At 67.0% G+C, this 13,426-nt stretch carries 14 protein-coding genes; 4 read left to right on the top strand and 10 right to left on the bottom strand.

Going from position 1 to position 13,426, the window contains the following annotated elements; genetic code table 11:
• The first annotated feature begins 47 nt into the window (after window positions 1-47).
• A complete protein-coding gene (locus ASF26_RS19375; RefSeq protein ID WP_056257891.1) occupies window positions 48-407 on the top strand; it encodes a hypothetical protein in 360 nt (119 codons plus the stop codon).
• Window positions 408-437: 30 nt separating this feature from the next.
• On the opposite strand, the gene ASF26_RS19370 is transcribed toward ASF26_RS19375, so the two are convergent.
• From ASF26_RS19370 to ASF26_RS19360, 3 genes are all read right to left on the bottom strand, one after another.
• Complete coding sequence (locus ASF26_RS19370) at window positions 438-1,619, bottom strand: glycosyltransferase (protein WP_056258208.1); 1,182 nt, start codon at window positions 1,617-1,619, stop codon at window positions 438-440.
• A gap of 144 nt (window positions 1,620-1,763) precedes the next feature.
• Window positions 1,764-3,131 (bottom strand): MATE family efflux transporter, encoded by a 1,368-nt coding sequence (locus ASF26_RS19365; RefSeq protein WP_056257887.1) that lies wholly within the window; start codon window positions 3,129-3,131, stop codon window positions 1,764-1,766.
• Window positions 3,122-3,610 (bottom strand): DUF971 domain-containing protein, encoded by a 489-nt coding sequence (locus ASF26_RS19360; protein WP_018042577.1) that lies wholly within the window; start codon window positions 3,608-3,610, stop codon window positions 3,122-3,124. Before ASF26_RS19360 ends, ASF26_RS19365 begins: the two co-directional genes overlap by 10 nt.
• 174 nt (window positions 3,611-3,784) lie before the next feature.
• Here ASF26_RS19360 and moaA point away from each other — a divergent pair, with 174 nt between their 5' ends.
• On the top strand, window positions 3,785-4,819 hold the full coding sequence (moaA, locus tag ASF26_RS19355; RefSeq protein WP_056257884.1) for a GTP 3',8-cyclase MoaA: 1,035 nt from the start codon (window positions 3,785-3,787) through the stop codon (window positions 4,817-4,819).
• A 75-nt stretch (window positions 4,820-4,894) separates the two neighbouring features.
• Entirely contained in the window at window positions 4,895-5,761 is an 867-nt protein-coding gene (locus tag ASF26_RS19350) for an NAD(P)-dependent oxidoreductase (protein ID WP_056258206.1), read from the top strand.
• On the opposite strand, the gene miaA is transcribed toward ASF26_RS19350, so the two are convergent.
• A complete protein-coding gene (gene miaA, locus ASF26_RS19345) occupies window positions 5,739-6,692 on the bottom strand; it encodes a tRNA (adenosine(37)-N6)-dimethylallyltransferase MiaA (protein ID WP_056257880.1) in 954 nt (317 codons plus the stop codon). The two genes, ASF26_RS19350 and miaA, sit on opposite strands and share 23 nt — an antisense overlap.
• 16 nt (window positions 6,693-6,708) lie before the next feature.
• Between miaA and serB the strand changes: the two genes are divergently transcribed.
• Window positions 6,709-7,605 (top strand): phosphoserine phosphatase SerB, encoded by an 897-nt coding sequence (gene serB / locus ASF26_RS19340; RefSeq protein WP_056258203.1) that lies wholly within the window; start codon window positions 6,709-6,711, stop codon window positions 7,603-7,605.
• Window positions 7,606-7,615: 10 nt separating this feature from the next.
• On the opposite strand, the gene ASF26_RS19335 is transcribed toward serB, so the two are convergent.
• The 6 genes from ASF26_RS19335 to ASF26_RS22255 form a co-directional block, all read right to left on the bottom strand.
• Window positions 7,616-7,981 (bottom strand): hypothetical protein, encoded by a 366-nt coding sequence (locus tag ASF26_RS19335; RefSeq protein ID WP_056257877.1) that lies wholly within the window; start codon window positions 7,979-7,981, stop codon window positions 7,616-7,618.
• Window positions 7,982-8,118: 137 nt separating this feature from the next.
• The gene (locus tag ASF26_RS19330; protein ID WP_056257874.1) at window positions 8,119-9,645 is read right to left on the bottom strand and encodes a Do family serine endopeptidase; all 1,527 of its coding nucleotides are present in this window, start codon (window positions 9,643-9,645) and stop codon (window positions 8,119-8,121) included.
• A gap of 82 nt (window positions 9,646-9,727) precedes the next feature.
• Window positions 9,728-10,681, bottom strand: coding sequence for a protease modulator HflC (locus tag ASF26_RS19325; RefSeq protein WP_056257869.1), 954 nt, complete (start codon window positions 10,679-10,681; stop codon window positions 9,728-9,730).
• Window positions 10,678-11,853, bottom strand: coding sequence for an FtsH protease activity modulator HflK (gene hflK, locus ASF26_RS19320; RefSeq protein ID WP_056257866.1), 1,176 nt, complete (start codon window positions 11,851-11,853; stop codon window positions 10,678-10,680). The genes ASF26_RS19325 and hflK overlap by 4 nt, the downstream gene beginning before the upstream one ends.
• Before the next feature lie 185 nt (window positions 11,854-12,038).
• Window positions 12,039-12,533, bottom strand: a complete 495-nt coding sequence (locus tag ASF26_RS19315) for a dihydrofolate reductase (protein ID WP_056257863.1) — start codon at window positions 12,531-12,533, stop codon at window positions 12,039-12,041.
• A gap of 30 nt (window positions 12,534-12,563) precedes the next feature.
• A complete protein-coding gene (locus ASF26_RS22255) occupies window positions 12,564-13,358 on the bottom strand; it encodes a thymidylate synthase (protein WP_082477717.1) in 795 nt (264 codons plus the stop codon).
• Between the last annotated feature and the right edge of the window lie 68 nt (window positions 13,359-13,426).

Below are 13,426 nucleotides of genomic sequence, written 5' to 3'. Positions count from 1 at the left end.
GGCGGCGAGCCCTCACCTGTCTGACGACGTTCTAAGAAGTCGCTCTCATGCCTCAGCTACGCAAAGACATCAGGACCAGTTTCGAGCATGCCCGGCAGAAGGTCGAGGCCTATGCCTCGGCCAGCGAGGACTTGTCCGGCGAATTGCGTCGCTGGACCGATTCGACCCTCCGGTTCATCGAGCCCGAGGCCACGATCCGAACTCTTCACCGCATCGTCCTGGAAAGGGCCGACGATCTCGCCGGTCTGATGGCGGAGCGACCCCGGCCCCGCGACTCGTCCATCGCCACGGCCAAGAGCCACCTGACGGCTGCGTTCGAGGATCTGGAGGATGCCATCCTGAAACACGGCATCCTCACGCCGGCGGGCGAGAAGGTCGGCCTTGGAATCGCCGGCAGGCCGATCTGAGCGCTTCGCCTCCGGCCGGGTCTCGACGCGTCAGCGAGAGACGGGATCGCCCGCCATGGCCTTGGCCTCTGGCAGCAGGGGCGATGCGGGCGTGGGGGATTGCAGGCGGCTCCGCAGGGCCGCGCCTGCGCGCAGCACGACGAGGACGAGGGACGCCACGCGGATATGGCGGGGCAACTGCTTCGGCCCGAGGGGGCGGTAGACCAATTTGGGGCTGACACGCTCGATCTCGGCGACGGCGAGGCCGACGAGGGGCTGCTGGGCGATCCGGCCCGCATCCGCCGCCGGGATCGCCAGTCTGCGCGACCAGGCCCGCGTGGTGGCGAGACGCCCCGTGGCGTGGAGGCGGCGCAGGCGACGGCGCCACAGGTACCGGTAGAGGGCGCGCGGCACCGCTTCCATGCGGGCGTCGCAGAGACTGTCGGGGATTTCACAGCGTGCCCGGATCGTATCGGCCACGCCGCCCGGCGCCCGGCCGACCAGACGCCCCGACACGGTGACGACCACGTCCTTGGCGTGCCGGACCCGGAGCCCGTGCTGGAGCAGGGCCGCCACGAAGGCGCCGTCCTCGCCGAGCGGGATCATCGGCATGCCGCCCACGAGCCGGTAGGCCGAGAGCCGGACGGAGAGCGTGGCGCCGATCGTCGTGCGGTGGCATGGCCAGGGATCGTGCGGATCGTGGTCGATCCGCGCTTCCAGCTCCGTCAGGAGATCGCTGTAGGCGTCCTCCAGCTTGCCGCGCGCGCGCAGGGATTTGGGCAGGGCCGCCCATTCGGCCTCGTCGATCTGGATGCGCCCGGCCACCGCGTCGGCGCCGGCATCCAGGGCCGCGAGGTTGCGGGCCACCCAATCTGTGGGGACGCGGCTGTCGGCGTCCGAGGTCAGGATGGTGCCGGCCGTGCCGTCGGGGCCGATCCATTCGGCGGCGGCATCCATGGCGGCGCGGCGCGCCCATCCGGCATGGGCGCCCTCGAAGGTCACGCACCGGACGCGGACGGGGATCGACATCGTCTGCGCGAGGTCCGCGACGATCCGGTCCGTGCCGTCGGTGCAGTTGTTGAGGAACAGGTACAGGCCGAGGCTGCCCGGCCGCACGCCTTCCTGCGCGTCGATGGCGCGAAGGCACGCCTCGATCCGCTCGACCTCGTTGCGGACCGGGATGGCGATGACGGTGTCCGGGGCGGCGTTCGGAAAGCGGGGCGACGTGTCGATCCCGGGGGCGACGTCGGCGAGGGTCGAGTAGGGCACGGGGGACTCCGATGGGGCGGCGCGGGCCAAGCCCGCTTCCGTTTCCCGGCAGGTGAGAGGGCCGGACCTTATCCATCGAAGCTGAACGGCAGCCGTCCGGTGCGACGATCAGGCGCCCGACGGTTTCGCGAAGGTCCGCCGTGCCAGGCCCGGATAGGCCAGGGCCTGGCTGGCACCGCGCGCGGCCAGCAGCGTCAGGAAGGCGAGCCAGAGGCCCATATTGCCGAAGCCGCCCGCATGGGCGAGGCCGATGGCGACGGCGTAGATGCCAGTGGCGGCGATCATCAGGTTGCGCATCGCCCGCGTCCAGGTCGAGCCGATATAGATCCCGTCATAGGCGAAGGGCACCGAGGCCACGAGGGGCGCGAGGGCGGCGGGGACGAGATAGGCGCGCGCCGTCTCGCGCACCTCCGGGCTCGTGGTCACGGTATCGATGAAGGCCGCCCCGAAGGCCAGGAACAGCGCCGCCACCGCCAGGCCGAAGGCGACGCACCAGACCAGACTGAGCCGCGCCGCCCGGCGGAACCCGGCCTCGTCGCGGGCGCCCACCGCCTGCCCGCACAGGGTTTCGGCCGCCGTGGCGAACCCGTCGAGGAAGAAGCCGCCGATGAGAAAGAGATTCCACAGCACCGCATTGGCCGCCAGGACCACGTCGCCCGAGCGCGCGCCGAGGGCCGAGAACAGGGCGATGGCGCCGACGAGGAGCAGGGTCCGGATCATCACGTCGGCATTGACGCTGAGCATGCGCGCCAATGCCAAGGGATCGCGAACGACGCGGAACGGCACCGAGAACGGCCGCGACCCGAGCCGGGCCAGGAGAAGGAGACCGAGGGCGGTCCCGGCGGCCTCGGCCAGGAGGGTGGCGATGCCGGCGCCCGCGACGCTGAGATCGGCCCACAGCACGAGGACGAGGGTGAGCGCGATGTTGACCAGGTTGATGGCCACCTGCAGCAGGAGGCCGAGATCCGTCCGCCCGCGCCCGAGCACCGAGCCGAGGATGGCGTAGTTCGCCAGGGTGAAGGGTGCCGCGAAGATGCGGATGTGGAAATAGGTGGCCAGCCCCGCGATCACCGCCGGGCTGGCGCCGCTGAGCGCAAAGGCCCCGGCCGCGATCGGCACCTGTGCGGCGACGATGACGAGCCCGACGAGGAGGCCCGCCGCCAGGGAGCGCGCGAGGATACGGTCGACCTCCCCGGCATCGCGCGCGCCCACCGCCTGGGCGGTGAGCCCCGCCGTCGCCATGCGCAGCGAGCCGAACGACCAGAACACCGCATCGAAGATCACCGCCCCCAGCGCCATGGCACCGAGAAGCGCGGGATCGCCCAGCCGCCCGATCACCGCCGCCCCGACGAAGCCGAGGAGCGGGGTGGTGACGTTGGCCAGCGTCATCGGTAGCGCCAGAGCCAGGATGCGGCGGCTGGTGGCCGGAACCGGCGTCACCCCGAGGGCGGAATCGGCGGTGGCGGTCAGTGACATCCGCACCCGCTGCCGCAGCTTCCCTCGCCCTTCGGTGGCTCGCTTTTGGCAGGGCCGGCGGCCGGACGCCGGGCGGCGTCGCGCACGAGGCCGCGCTCTTCGAGTTCGGACAGGTACGTCGCCCACCGGTTCCGGTATTCCCGGCCGAGATCGTAGAGATAACCCCAACCGAACAGCCCGGTATCGTGCATGTCGTCGAAGGTGAGCTTCACCGCGTAGTTGCCCACCGGCTCCACCGAGAGGATCGCCACGTCGCGCTTGCCGCCGATGACCTTGCGCTCGGAGGGCGAGTGGCCCTGCACCTCCGCCGAGGGGCTGGACACGCGCAGGTACTCGGCGGGCAGGGCGAACTTGCCGCCATCCTCGAAGGACACGTTGAGCGTGCGCTTGTCGCCGGACAAGCGGATCTCGGTGGGCCACCGCTCCGGCGGAGCGACCTGCCGGCCGGTGGAGTGGGGATCGGCGTGATGCTGGCTCATGCGAGAAATCTCATGCCCGAAAGCGGGTGGGATGCAATATATGTGTAGAGCGCAGGGGGCATGCGTCCGAGTATGCTTGCCCTATCCGCCGTCGCGCCTCATATGCCGGACATGCTAGGTTCACCGCGCGACCACGCTCCGGAAGTCCCCCCAGGCCCGAGTCCCGAGTCCCCCATGGGTGTTGCCTTAGCCGAACGCGTCGCATCGAAGGCACCCGCGCCTTTGATAGACCCCTTCCAGCGCGCGATCACCTACCTTCGCATCTCCGTGACGGATCGCTGCGACCTGCGTTGCGTCTACTGCATGTCGGACGACATGAAGTTCCTGCCCAAGCGCGACCTGCTCACACTCGAGGAGCTGGACCGGCTCTGCGGCGTGTTCATCGACCGGGGCGTTCGCAAGCTGCGGATCACGGGCGGCGAGCCGCTCCTGCGCCGTGACATCATGCATCTCTTCCGGCGGCTGTCCCGCCATCTCGGCAGCGGCGCTCTCGAAGAGCTGACGATGACGACGAACGGGACGCAGCTCGGCCGTTTCGCCGCGGAACTCGCCGAGCTCGGCGTCAGGCGCGTGAACGTGTCCCTCGACACCCTCGACCCCGACAAGTTCCGCGCCGTCACCCGGCGCGGCGACCTGAAGGTAGTGCTCGACGGGATCGAGAAGGCGCGCAAGGCCGGGATCAAGGTCAAGATCAACGCCGTGGCGCTGAAGGGCGTCAACGAGGACGAGATCGCCGACATGATCGCCTGGGCGCATGGCGACGGCATGGACATGACCCTCATCGAGGTCATGCCCCTCGGCGAGGTCGAGGGCGACCGCACCGACCAGTTCCTGCCCCTCTCCGTCGCCCGCGCCCGCCTCGAGCAGCGCTACACCATGGTGCCCCTGCCCGACCGGACCGGTGGACCGGCCCGTTACGTGCGCATCGCCGAGACCGGCGGGCGCCTCGGCTTCATCACGCCGCTGACCCATAATTTCTGCGAGAGCTGCAATCGGGTCCGCCTCACCTGCACCGGCAAGCTCTACATGTGCCTCGGCCAGGAGGATGCCGCCGACCTGCGCCATGCCCTGCGCGCCTCGCCGGACGACGCCCTCGTCACGCAGGCCGTCACCGATGCCATCGCGCGCAAGCCCAAGGGCCATGACTTCGTTATCGAGCGCGCCCGTCCGGCCGCCGTGCCGCGCCACATGAGCGTCACCGGCGGCTGATTTCGTCTGGCGTTTGACCCCTCCGGCCATCGTATCTAGACCCGCCTCCATCGAAATGACGGATGGAGACGGATGATGGCGAAGGTCGCGTTCCTGGGCCTCGGCGTGATGGGCGGCCCGATGGCGGGTCACCTCGCCAAAAAAGGTCACGCCGTCACCGTCTACAATCGGACGACGGCCAAGGCGGAAGCCTGGGTGAAGGCCAATGGCGGCGCCTTCGCGGCGACGCCCCGCGAGGCGGCGGCGGGGCAGGAGATCGTCTTCGCCTGCGTCGGCAACGACGACGACCTGCGCGGCGTGACGCTGGGTGAGGACGGCGCCTTCGCCGGAATGGAGAAGGGCGCGATCTTCGTCGATCACACCACGGCCTCGGCCGAGGTGGCGCGCGAACTGTGCCAGGCCGCGTCTGAACTCGGCCTCGGCTTCATCGACGCTCCGGTGTCCGGCGGACAGGCCGGTGCCGAGAACGCGGCGCTGACCGTGATGTGCGGCGGGGACGAGGTCACCTACGCCAAGGTCGAGCCCGCGATCCTCAGCTTCGCCAAGGCCTCGCGGCTGATGGGACCGGCGGGCTCCGGCCAGCTCACCAAGATGGTCAACCAGATCTGCATCGCCGGCATCGTCCAGGGACTGTCCGAGGCGATCCACTTCGCCAAGCGCGCCGAACTCGACGTGGACGCGGTGCTCGACGTGATCTCGAAGGGCGCGGCCGGTTCCTGGCAGATGGAGAATCGCGGCCGGACCATGAATGCCGAGAAATTCGATTTCGGCTTCGCCGTCGACTGGATGCGCAAGGATCTCGGCATCCTGCTGGCGGAAGCCCGGCGCAACGGCGCCAAGCTCCCGGTCACCGCCCTCGTCGACCAGTTCTATGCCGACGTGCAGGCCATGGGCGGCAACCGCTGGGACACGTCGAGCCTCATCGCCCGCCTGGAGAAATAAGGCTCGTTGCCACGGCGAGGGCCGCGTCGGGATCGGTCCAGGCCCAATCCTCGCCCATCTGGTGGCGGAACCAGGTGAATTGCCGCTTGGCGTAGCGCCTTGTATCGCCCTGGCCGCGCTGGATCGCCTCCGCGAGGGGGATCGTCCCGTCGAGATGGGCGATGAGTCCCGGCACGCCGTGGGCGCGCATGATGGGCAGGAGCGGATCGAGGCGGCGCTCCCGCAGGGCCGCGACCTCGTCGAGGGCGCCCTCCTCCATCATCGCCATGAAACGGCGGTCGATCCGGTCGCGCAGGGTCTCGCGCTCGGGAGCGAGGAACAGCTTGACCAGACGTTTGCCCGCCAGGGGCCCGGCGACGCGCTCGCCGTGAAACGCCGAGATCGGCCGCCCGGTGGTGGCGAAGATTTCGAGCGCGCGCATGATCCGGGCGCGGTCGGTGGGGCGCAGGGTTTCCGCCCCAACGGGGTCGACCTCCGCGAGGTCGGCATGGAGCAGGTTGGTAGCCCTCTGCTCCGCCCGCTCGCGAAGCGCGGCGCGCACCTCGTCGGGCACAGGCGGCAGGTCCGACAAACCCTCCTCCAGGGCGCGAAAATACAGGCCGGTGCCGCCGACGAAGATCGGGAGCCGGCCGTTCAGATCGACGAGGAGGCGCGTGGCATCGCGGGCGAAATGCCCGGCCGAGTAATTCACCGCGCCATCCACCTCCCCGTAGAGTCGGTGGGGCGCCAGCTTCTCCTCCTCGACGCTCGGCCGCGCCGACAACCGCCGCAGGTCGGCATAGACCTGCATGGAATCGGTGTTGATGACGACGCCGTCGTAACGGCGCGCGAGTTCCGTCGCGAGGCCGGACTTGCCCGAGGCAGTGGGCCCTGCGATGAGGATCGCCGCCGGGGGCGCCTGTCTGTGTGATCCGTCCGTGACCGGCGGCAAGGCGTGGACACTCCCGATGACCCTCGTCGCGACCCTGATAGCAAACGAGAGCCGGCCCGCCATCACTGATGCGGTGCTGGCGGAAGCCCGTTCCGTGCTGCGGACCGACCATCAGCCGCGCATCCTCCATGGCGAGGTGGCGGCCGAGATCCTGTTTCCGGGCTCTGCGGAGGACGTTTCCGCAATGGCGCGGCGGCTGCGGGCGGCTTTCGCCGCCGAACCGTTCGACGTCGCCGTGCAGGTGGCCGGCGCCCACCGCCGCAAGCGGCTGTTCCTGGCCGACATGGATTCGACCATGATCGAGCAGGAATGCATCGACGAGCTCGCCGGCACGATCGGCCTGAAGGACCGCGTCGCCGCCATCACCGAGCGGGCCATGCGCGGAGAGATCGCCTTCGAACCGGCCCTGCGGGAACGCGTCGCCCTGCTGCGCGACCTGCCGGTGGGCGTGGTGGACGACCTCATCCGGGATCGCATCACCCTGACGCCGGGGGGGCGCAGCCTCGTTAGGACGCTGAAGGCCAACGGCGCCCATACCTGCCTCGTCTCGGGCGGCTTCACCCTGTTCACGGGACCGATTGCGGCGACGATCGGGTTCGACGAGGCCCACGCCACCACCCTCGGGGTGAAGGACGGTCATCTCACGGGCGAGGTGCTGGAGCCCATCGTCGGCAAAGAGACGAAGCGCGCGACGCTCATCGCCCTGCGCTCGCGCTTCGGCCTCGACCGTGCGGACACGCTGGCGGTGGGCGACGGGGCGAACGATCTCGACATGCTGGGCGAGGCTGGCCTCGGCGTGGCGTTCCGGGCCAAGCCCAAGGTCGCGGCGGCGGCGGATGTCCGCATCGACCACGGCGACCTGACCGCGCTTCTCTACCTGCAGGGTTACGGGGCGAACGAATTCGTCGCCTAGCACCGGCCGGTCAGCGGATGATCCGTGCCAATGCGATGACGGCGCCGAGAATGATCAGCGTCTGAAAGCCGATCGTCCCGAACATCCACTTGATGATATCAGCTTTCGTGGCTTCGATCTTCGCTTCCAGCCGTGCCTCGGCTTCGCGAAGGTCTGATCTCGTGGACATCTTGAGCGCTTCGATATCCGCTCGGGTCGACAAGCGGAGCGCCTCGATGTCGACTTTCACCGATCCGATATCGGACTTCGTGACGATGTCGCCCTGAAACAGTTCCGTAAACGCGTCCGCGAGGCCCTCGGCCTGTTCGGACGACAGCTTCGCCTTCTCGCGAAGGGAGCGGGCGAATTTCAAGGTGTCGAAGGCGACCGCCGTCATCGGTTGCTCATCTCTCGAGCGTCGCGATCAGCCTACGCGCCAGCCGCCGAGTCGCACAAGGCGAATGTCCCGGCCGGGCGGCATGGCGAGGCCCATCCCGCGCACGGGACGAGCCGATGTTGTCGATGGGACAGCGCCTATTCGAGACCGATCGCCACGAAACGCACGTCGCCCGATGCGGCGGCCACAAGGAGGAGAACGGATTTGCGGTTCTCCTTCTTCAGCTGATCGACCCGCTTCGTCACATCGGCAGGCGAGGAGACGGATTCCTGGCCGACCTCCACGATGACTTCGCCGGGCTTGATCTGCTTGTCGGCGGCGGTGGAATTCGGGTCGACGCGTGTCACGACCACGCCCTTCACGCTGTCCTTGATGCTGAAGCGGCGGCGCAGCTCGTCGGTGATCCCCGACAGGTTGAGTCCGAGAGCCTGACGGATGGCGGGCTCGGCGGCGTCCGGCTGCTTGGCATTGGCGAGCTGCGGCTTCTCGGGGTCGTCGAGGCGGCCGAGGGTGACGGATTTCGTCGTCTCGACGCCCTTCCGGACCACGATGACCTCGACCACCTTGCCCACCGGCGTGGACGCGACGATGCGCGGCAGGTCGCTGGAGGATTTCACCACAGTCCCGTTGAACTTCGTGATGACGTCGCCGATCTCGAGGCCCGACGTCTTGGCGGGGCCCTTCTCGTCGACGCCCGCGATCAGCGCGCCTTTGGCGCCGCCCTTCAGGCCGAGGGCATCGGCGGTGGCGTCGTCGACGTTCTGGATGCGCACGCCGAGCCAGCCGCGACGGACCTCGCCGAACTCGCGGAGCTGGTCGATGACCTGCGACGCGGTGGCGGAGGGAACGGCGAAGCCGATGCCCACCGAGCCGCCCGTCGGCGACAGGATCGCCGTGTTGATGCCGATGACCTCGCCGTCCATGTTGAACAGCGGTCCGCCGGAATTGCCCTTGTTGATGGCCGCGTCGGTCTGGATGTAATTGTCGTAGGGGCCGGATTCGATGTTCCGCCCGCGCGCGGACACGATGCCGGCCGAGACCGAGCCGCCGAGGCCGAACGGGTTGCCGATGGCGATGACCCAATCGCCGGGTCGCATTTTCTCGGAATCTCCGAACGGCACCGCCTTTAGCGGCTTGTCGGCCTCGGGCTTCACCCGCAGGACGGCGAGATCGATCTTGGGATCCTTGCCGATGATCTCGGCCTTCAGCTTGGTGCCGTTGTGCAGGATCACCTGGATGTCGTTGGCGTCGCCGATGACGTGGTTGTTGGTCACTACGATGCCCGAGGCGTCGATGATGAACCCCGAGCCGAGGGAATTCGACTTGCGCGACTGCTGGCGCGGGGAATCCCCTTCGCCGCGCTGGCCCCGCTTGTTGAAGAACTCCTCGAAGAGATCCTCGAACGGCGTACCCTGGGGTAGCTGGGGCATCGTCCGGCCGGGCGCCTTGGCTTCCACCGTGGTGGAGGCCGAGATGTTCACTACCGCGTCGGTGACCTTGTCGGCGAGGTCGGCCAGCGATTCGGGACCCTTGGCGAGGGCCGGGCCGGCAAGGCCGGTGACGGCCACGGCGGTTGCCAGCGACAGGGCGGCGAAGGCCGAGCGCGCAGAACGGCGGAATGCCCGGGGACGTCGCGCCGTCATGGCGCCCGCAACGGAAATCATGGTCGACCTCTTGTTGGAACGAGGCATTAGATCGTCCGCCGTGGCGGACGATCAAGGGTCGGTCGGGCGATGAGACCGGGCGTCAGCGAGCCGTGCCGGTCGTCGCGCCCGCCTCCGCCGCTCCGGTAGCCCGCGGGGCGGTGGCCGGAGCGCGGCCCTGCGGATCGTTGAAGTAGCGGAAGAAGTCCGAGTTCGGGTTGATGACGAGGCGCGTCTCCGGCCCCTTAAGGCTCGTCTCGTAGGCCTGCATCGACCGGTAGAAAGCGAAGAAATCCGCGTCCTTGCCAAAAGCCTCGACGAGGATGCGGTTCCTGTCGCCGTCGCCCTGGCCGCGCAGAGTCTCGGCGGTCTGGTTGGCCTCGGACAGGACCACCGTCACGTCACGGTCAGCTTTGGCCTTGATCGTCGCCGAGATCTGGTCGCCGTTGGCGCGGATGTCGGCGGCTTCGCGGTTCCGTTCCGTGATCATCCGCTTGTAGACGGCGGTGGAGTTCTGCGCCGGCAGATCGACGCGGGTCATGCGCAGGTCGACGATCTCGACGCCGAGCTCCTTGGCCTGTGTATTCACGTCCCCCTGGATGACGTTCATCAGGTGCGAGCGCTCGGTCCGCACGATGGCGTCACGGGTCGAGCGGGCCAGCACGTTGCGCAACGACGAGTTGGTAAAGCTCGCCAGCAGCGTGTTGGCGCGCAGCACGTTGTTGGCCGACTGGTAGAAGCGCAGCGGATCGATGATGCGATAGCGGGCGAAGGCATCGACTTCGAGGTTCTGCCTGTCGGCGGTCAGGAGCGTCTGAACCGGGAGGTCGAGGTCGAGGACGCGCTTGTCGAACAGGACGACGTTCTCGATGAACGGGACCTTGAAGTAGAGGCCGGGCTTCTCGGTGCCCGTCTGGTTGAGGACCGTGCGGACACGGCCGAACTGGATCACCAGCGCCTGTTGCATCTGGCCCACGGTGAAGACCGAGGCGTAGAGGGCGACGGCGATCACCGCCAGGAGGAAGACGCCGCCGGTGCGGAGTGCGGAACCGTTCATCGGGCGGCTCCCGGATTGGCGTTGCGATTGCCGAATTCGGTCAGCGGAAGCACCGGAACGACACCCGCGCCCGTTGCACCACCGGCCACGCCGGTACCGTTCTGGTCGATGATGACCTTGTTGACCGAGCCCAGGACCCGCTCCATCGTTTCGAGGAAGATGCGCTCACGGCTGATCGCCGGTGCGAGCTTGTAGGATTCGTAGACCTGCTGGAAGCGAGCCGCCTGACCGGTGGCATCCGCCGTCGCCTGCGTCTTGTAGGCCTCGGCCGCCTGCACGATCTGCGAGGCCTTACCCCGAGCCTGCGGAACCTCGCGGCTCGCATAGGTGCGGGCTTCGTTCTGTGCGCGCTCGGCATCCTGCTGAGCGGCGTTGACGTCAATGAAGGCGGGCCTGACATCCGGCGGCGGATTGACCGCCACGAGCTGGACCACCTCGATCCGCACGCCGGCGCCGTACTCGTCGAGGGCTTTCTGGGTGATCTCCTTGACCTCCTGGGCCACGCTCGACTGCTCGTTGGTGAGGATCGCCTGGATGTTGCGGCGACCGATCACCTCGCGCATGGCGCTCTCAGAGATCGCCTTGATGGTGCCTTCGGGATTCTCGAGGTTGAAGACGTAGTCGGACGCCTTCAGCGGGTTGATGCGCCATTGCACCTCGAAATCAAGGTCGACGATGTTCTCGTCGCCAGTGAGCATCAGGCTCTCTTCGGGCAGATCGCGGGACCGCGACTGCGACCCGACGCCGGCGCGGTAGCCGATCTGGACGCTGTTCACCTGACCGACATTCGGCTTGGTCACGGCGCCGATCGGATAGGGGAAATTGTAATGCGGGCCCTGCCCGGTGGTGTTGGTGTAGCGGCCGAAGATGGTCTCGATGCCGACCTGCTGCGGTGCGACCGTGTAGATGCCGGTGGCGAGCCAGACGAACAGGACGATGCCGCCCGCTATGGCGACACCCTTTCCGCCGCCCATGGAACCGCCCGGAATGATCCCACGCAGGCGGTCCTGGCCGCGACGGAGGATCTCTTCGAGGTCCGGCGGCGTTTTTCCGCCGCCGCCGCCGCCACCGCTACCCCACGGGCCGCCCCCGCCTCCATTGCCGCCGCCGCCACGGCCCCAGGGCCCTCCCCCGTTGCCGCCACCGCCGCCGCTTTGATTGCTCCAAGGCATGCTCGCCGATATCTCCTGCTGAGGCAGTGTCGTTCGGGTCCGACCCGGCGCGCTTTCGCCTCGGGCCGATCCGTCCCACGGTACTGAGTGTCGCCACTCCGTCCTGTCAAGGCTGGCAAGTGGGCATCGCGAAGAGGAAAGGCAACAGCGCCGAGCGCTCTTGCGCGATGCGTCGCGGCGTAGAGTTACCGGACCCGTTCCAGATCAACGAACGCGAAGGCGCATTCATCCCGCTCGCCGGGCGGGTGCGCGACACGCGAGACTTCGCGGAAATCGACCGCGTCGTAGGCCGGGAACACCGTATCCCCCTCCGGGCTGATCTCGACATCGGTGAAATGGATGCGGTCGGCATGGGGCAGCGCCAGGGCATAGATCTCGCCGCCCCCCGCCACCATCAGCTCCTCCGCCTCCCCAGCCGCCGCCAGGGCGCCTGCCCAATCGTGGACGACGGCCACCTCTGCCGCCGAGAACGACCGGTCGCGGGTCAGCACGATGATGCGCCGGCCCGGCAGCGGCCGACCGATGGAGTCGTAGGTCTTGCGGCCCATCAGGACCGGCTTGCCCATGGTCAGCGCCTTGAAGCGGCGCAGGTCGCTGCCCAGGCGCCAGATCAGGCCGTTGTCGCGGCCAATGACCCCGTTGCGGGCCACCGCCGCGATGAGGCTGATAGAATTCACCAAGCTCTGCTTACCTTTTGAACACAAAATTTCTCAAACCGCGACCGGAGCTCGTATCGCAGGATCAGGATTGTAATCCTCGATTTTGATGTCCTCAAATTTAAAATCTAAAATATTTCTGACTAGCGGATTCAGTCGCAAAGTCGGCAGCCGTTTAGGTTCGCGGGATAGCTGCTCCCTTGCTTGATCTAGATGGTTCAAGTACAAATGTGCATCGCCAAGTGTATGAATAAAGTCACCGGGTATTAGCCCAGAAACTTGGGCTATCATGGAGGTAAGAAGTGCGTAGCTAGCTATGTTAAAAGGTACTCCAAGAAACACGTCTGCAGATCTTTGGTAGAGCTGGCATGACAACCGCCCATTCAATACGTAAAACTGAAACAAGCAATGGCAAGGCGCGAGCGCCATCTTTTCGAGCTGCGCCGGATTCCATGCTGATACTATCAGGCGACGCGAGTCTGGGTTAGAGCGTATTTCATTTATAACCCAGCTTATTTGATCTATAGATTCTCCATTTTCTTTTGGCCATGAGCGCCACTGTTCGCCATAAACTGGCCCTAACTGCCCACAACTGTCTGCCCACTCATCCCATATTGTAACGCCATTATCTTGAAGGCGTTTGATGTTAGTTTCACCAGACAAAAACCAAAGTAACTCATGGATTATTGAGCGAAGATGCAACTTCTTCGTCGTTACAAGCGGAAATCCTTCGCTCAAATCAAAGCGCATCTGATGGCCAAATATAGACAGCGTACCCGTGCCAGTGCGATCTTCCTTGCGGACGCCCTGCTCGAGGATTTTGGTTAGTAGCGCGTGATATGTCTGCATGGTCAGCTCTCCGCGATAAATTAAAAGGCTCGCGGTCCCTAATTCCTCTAAACTCGACTCAGTGGCTG

The organism is Methylobacterium sp. Leaf93 (genome assembly GCF_001422345.1).
Classification (GTDB): domain Bacteria; phylum Pseudomonadota; class Alphaproteobacteria; order Rhizobiales; family Beijerinckiaceae; genus Methylobacterium; species Methylobacterium bullatum.
This window is presented reverse-complemented; position numbering and strand designations above follow the sequence as displayed.

What these genes read in the sequence shown, in the direction of transcription:
- ASF26_RS19375 (WP_056257891.1), top strand. Translation starts at nt 48, where the DNA reads ATGCCTCAGCTACGCAAAGACATCAGGACCAGTTTCGAGCATGCCCGG.
- ASF26_RS19365 (WP_056257887.1), bottom strand. Translation starts at nt 3,131, where the DNA reads ATGTCACTGACCGCCACCGCCGATTCCGCCCTCGGGGTGACGCCGGTT.
- ASF26_RS19360 (WP_018042577.1), bottom strand. Translation starts at nt 3,610, where the DNA reads ATGAGCCAGCATCACGCCGATCCCCACTCCACCGGCCGGCAGGTCGCT.
- moaA (WP_056257884.1), top strand. Translation starts at nt 3,785, where the DNA reads ATGGGTGTTGCCTTAGCCGAACGCGTCGCATCGAAGGCACCCGCGCCT.
- ASF26_RS19350 (WP_056258206.1), top strand. Translation starts at nt 4,895, where the DNA reads ATGGCGAAGGTCGCGTTCCTGGGCCTCGGCGTGATGGGCGGCCCGATG.
- serB (WP_056258203.1), top strand. Translation starts at nt 6,709, where the DNA reads ATGACCCTCGTCGCGACCCTGATAGCAAACGAGAGCCGGCCCGCCATC.
- ASF26_RS19335 (WP_056257877.1), bottom strand. Translation starts at nt 7,981, where the DNA reads ATGACGGCGGTCGCCTTCGACACCTTGAAATTCGCCCGCTCCCTTCGC.
- ASF26_RS19330 (WP_056257874.1), bottom strand. Translation starts at nt 9,645, where the DNA reads ATGATTTCCGTTGCGGGCGCCATGACGGCGCGACGTCCCCGGGCATTC.
- ASF26_RS19325 (WP_056257869.1), bottom strand. Translation starts at nt 10,681, where the DNA reads ATGAACGGTTCCGCACTCCGCACCGGCGGCGTCTTCCTCCTGGCGGTG.
- hflK (WP_056257866.1), bottom strand. Translation starts at nt 11,853, where the DNA reads ATGCCTTGGAGCAATCAAAGCGGCGGCGGTGGCGGCAACGGGGGAGGG.
- ASF26_RS22255 (WP_082477717.1), bottom strand. Translation starts at nt 13,358, where the DNA reads ATGCAGACATATCACGCGCTACTAACCAAAATCCTCGAGCAGGGCGTC.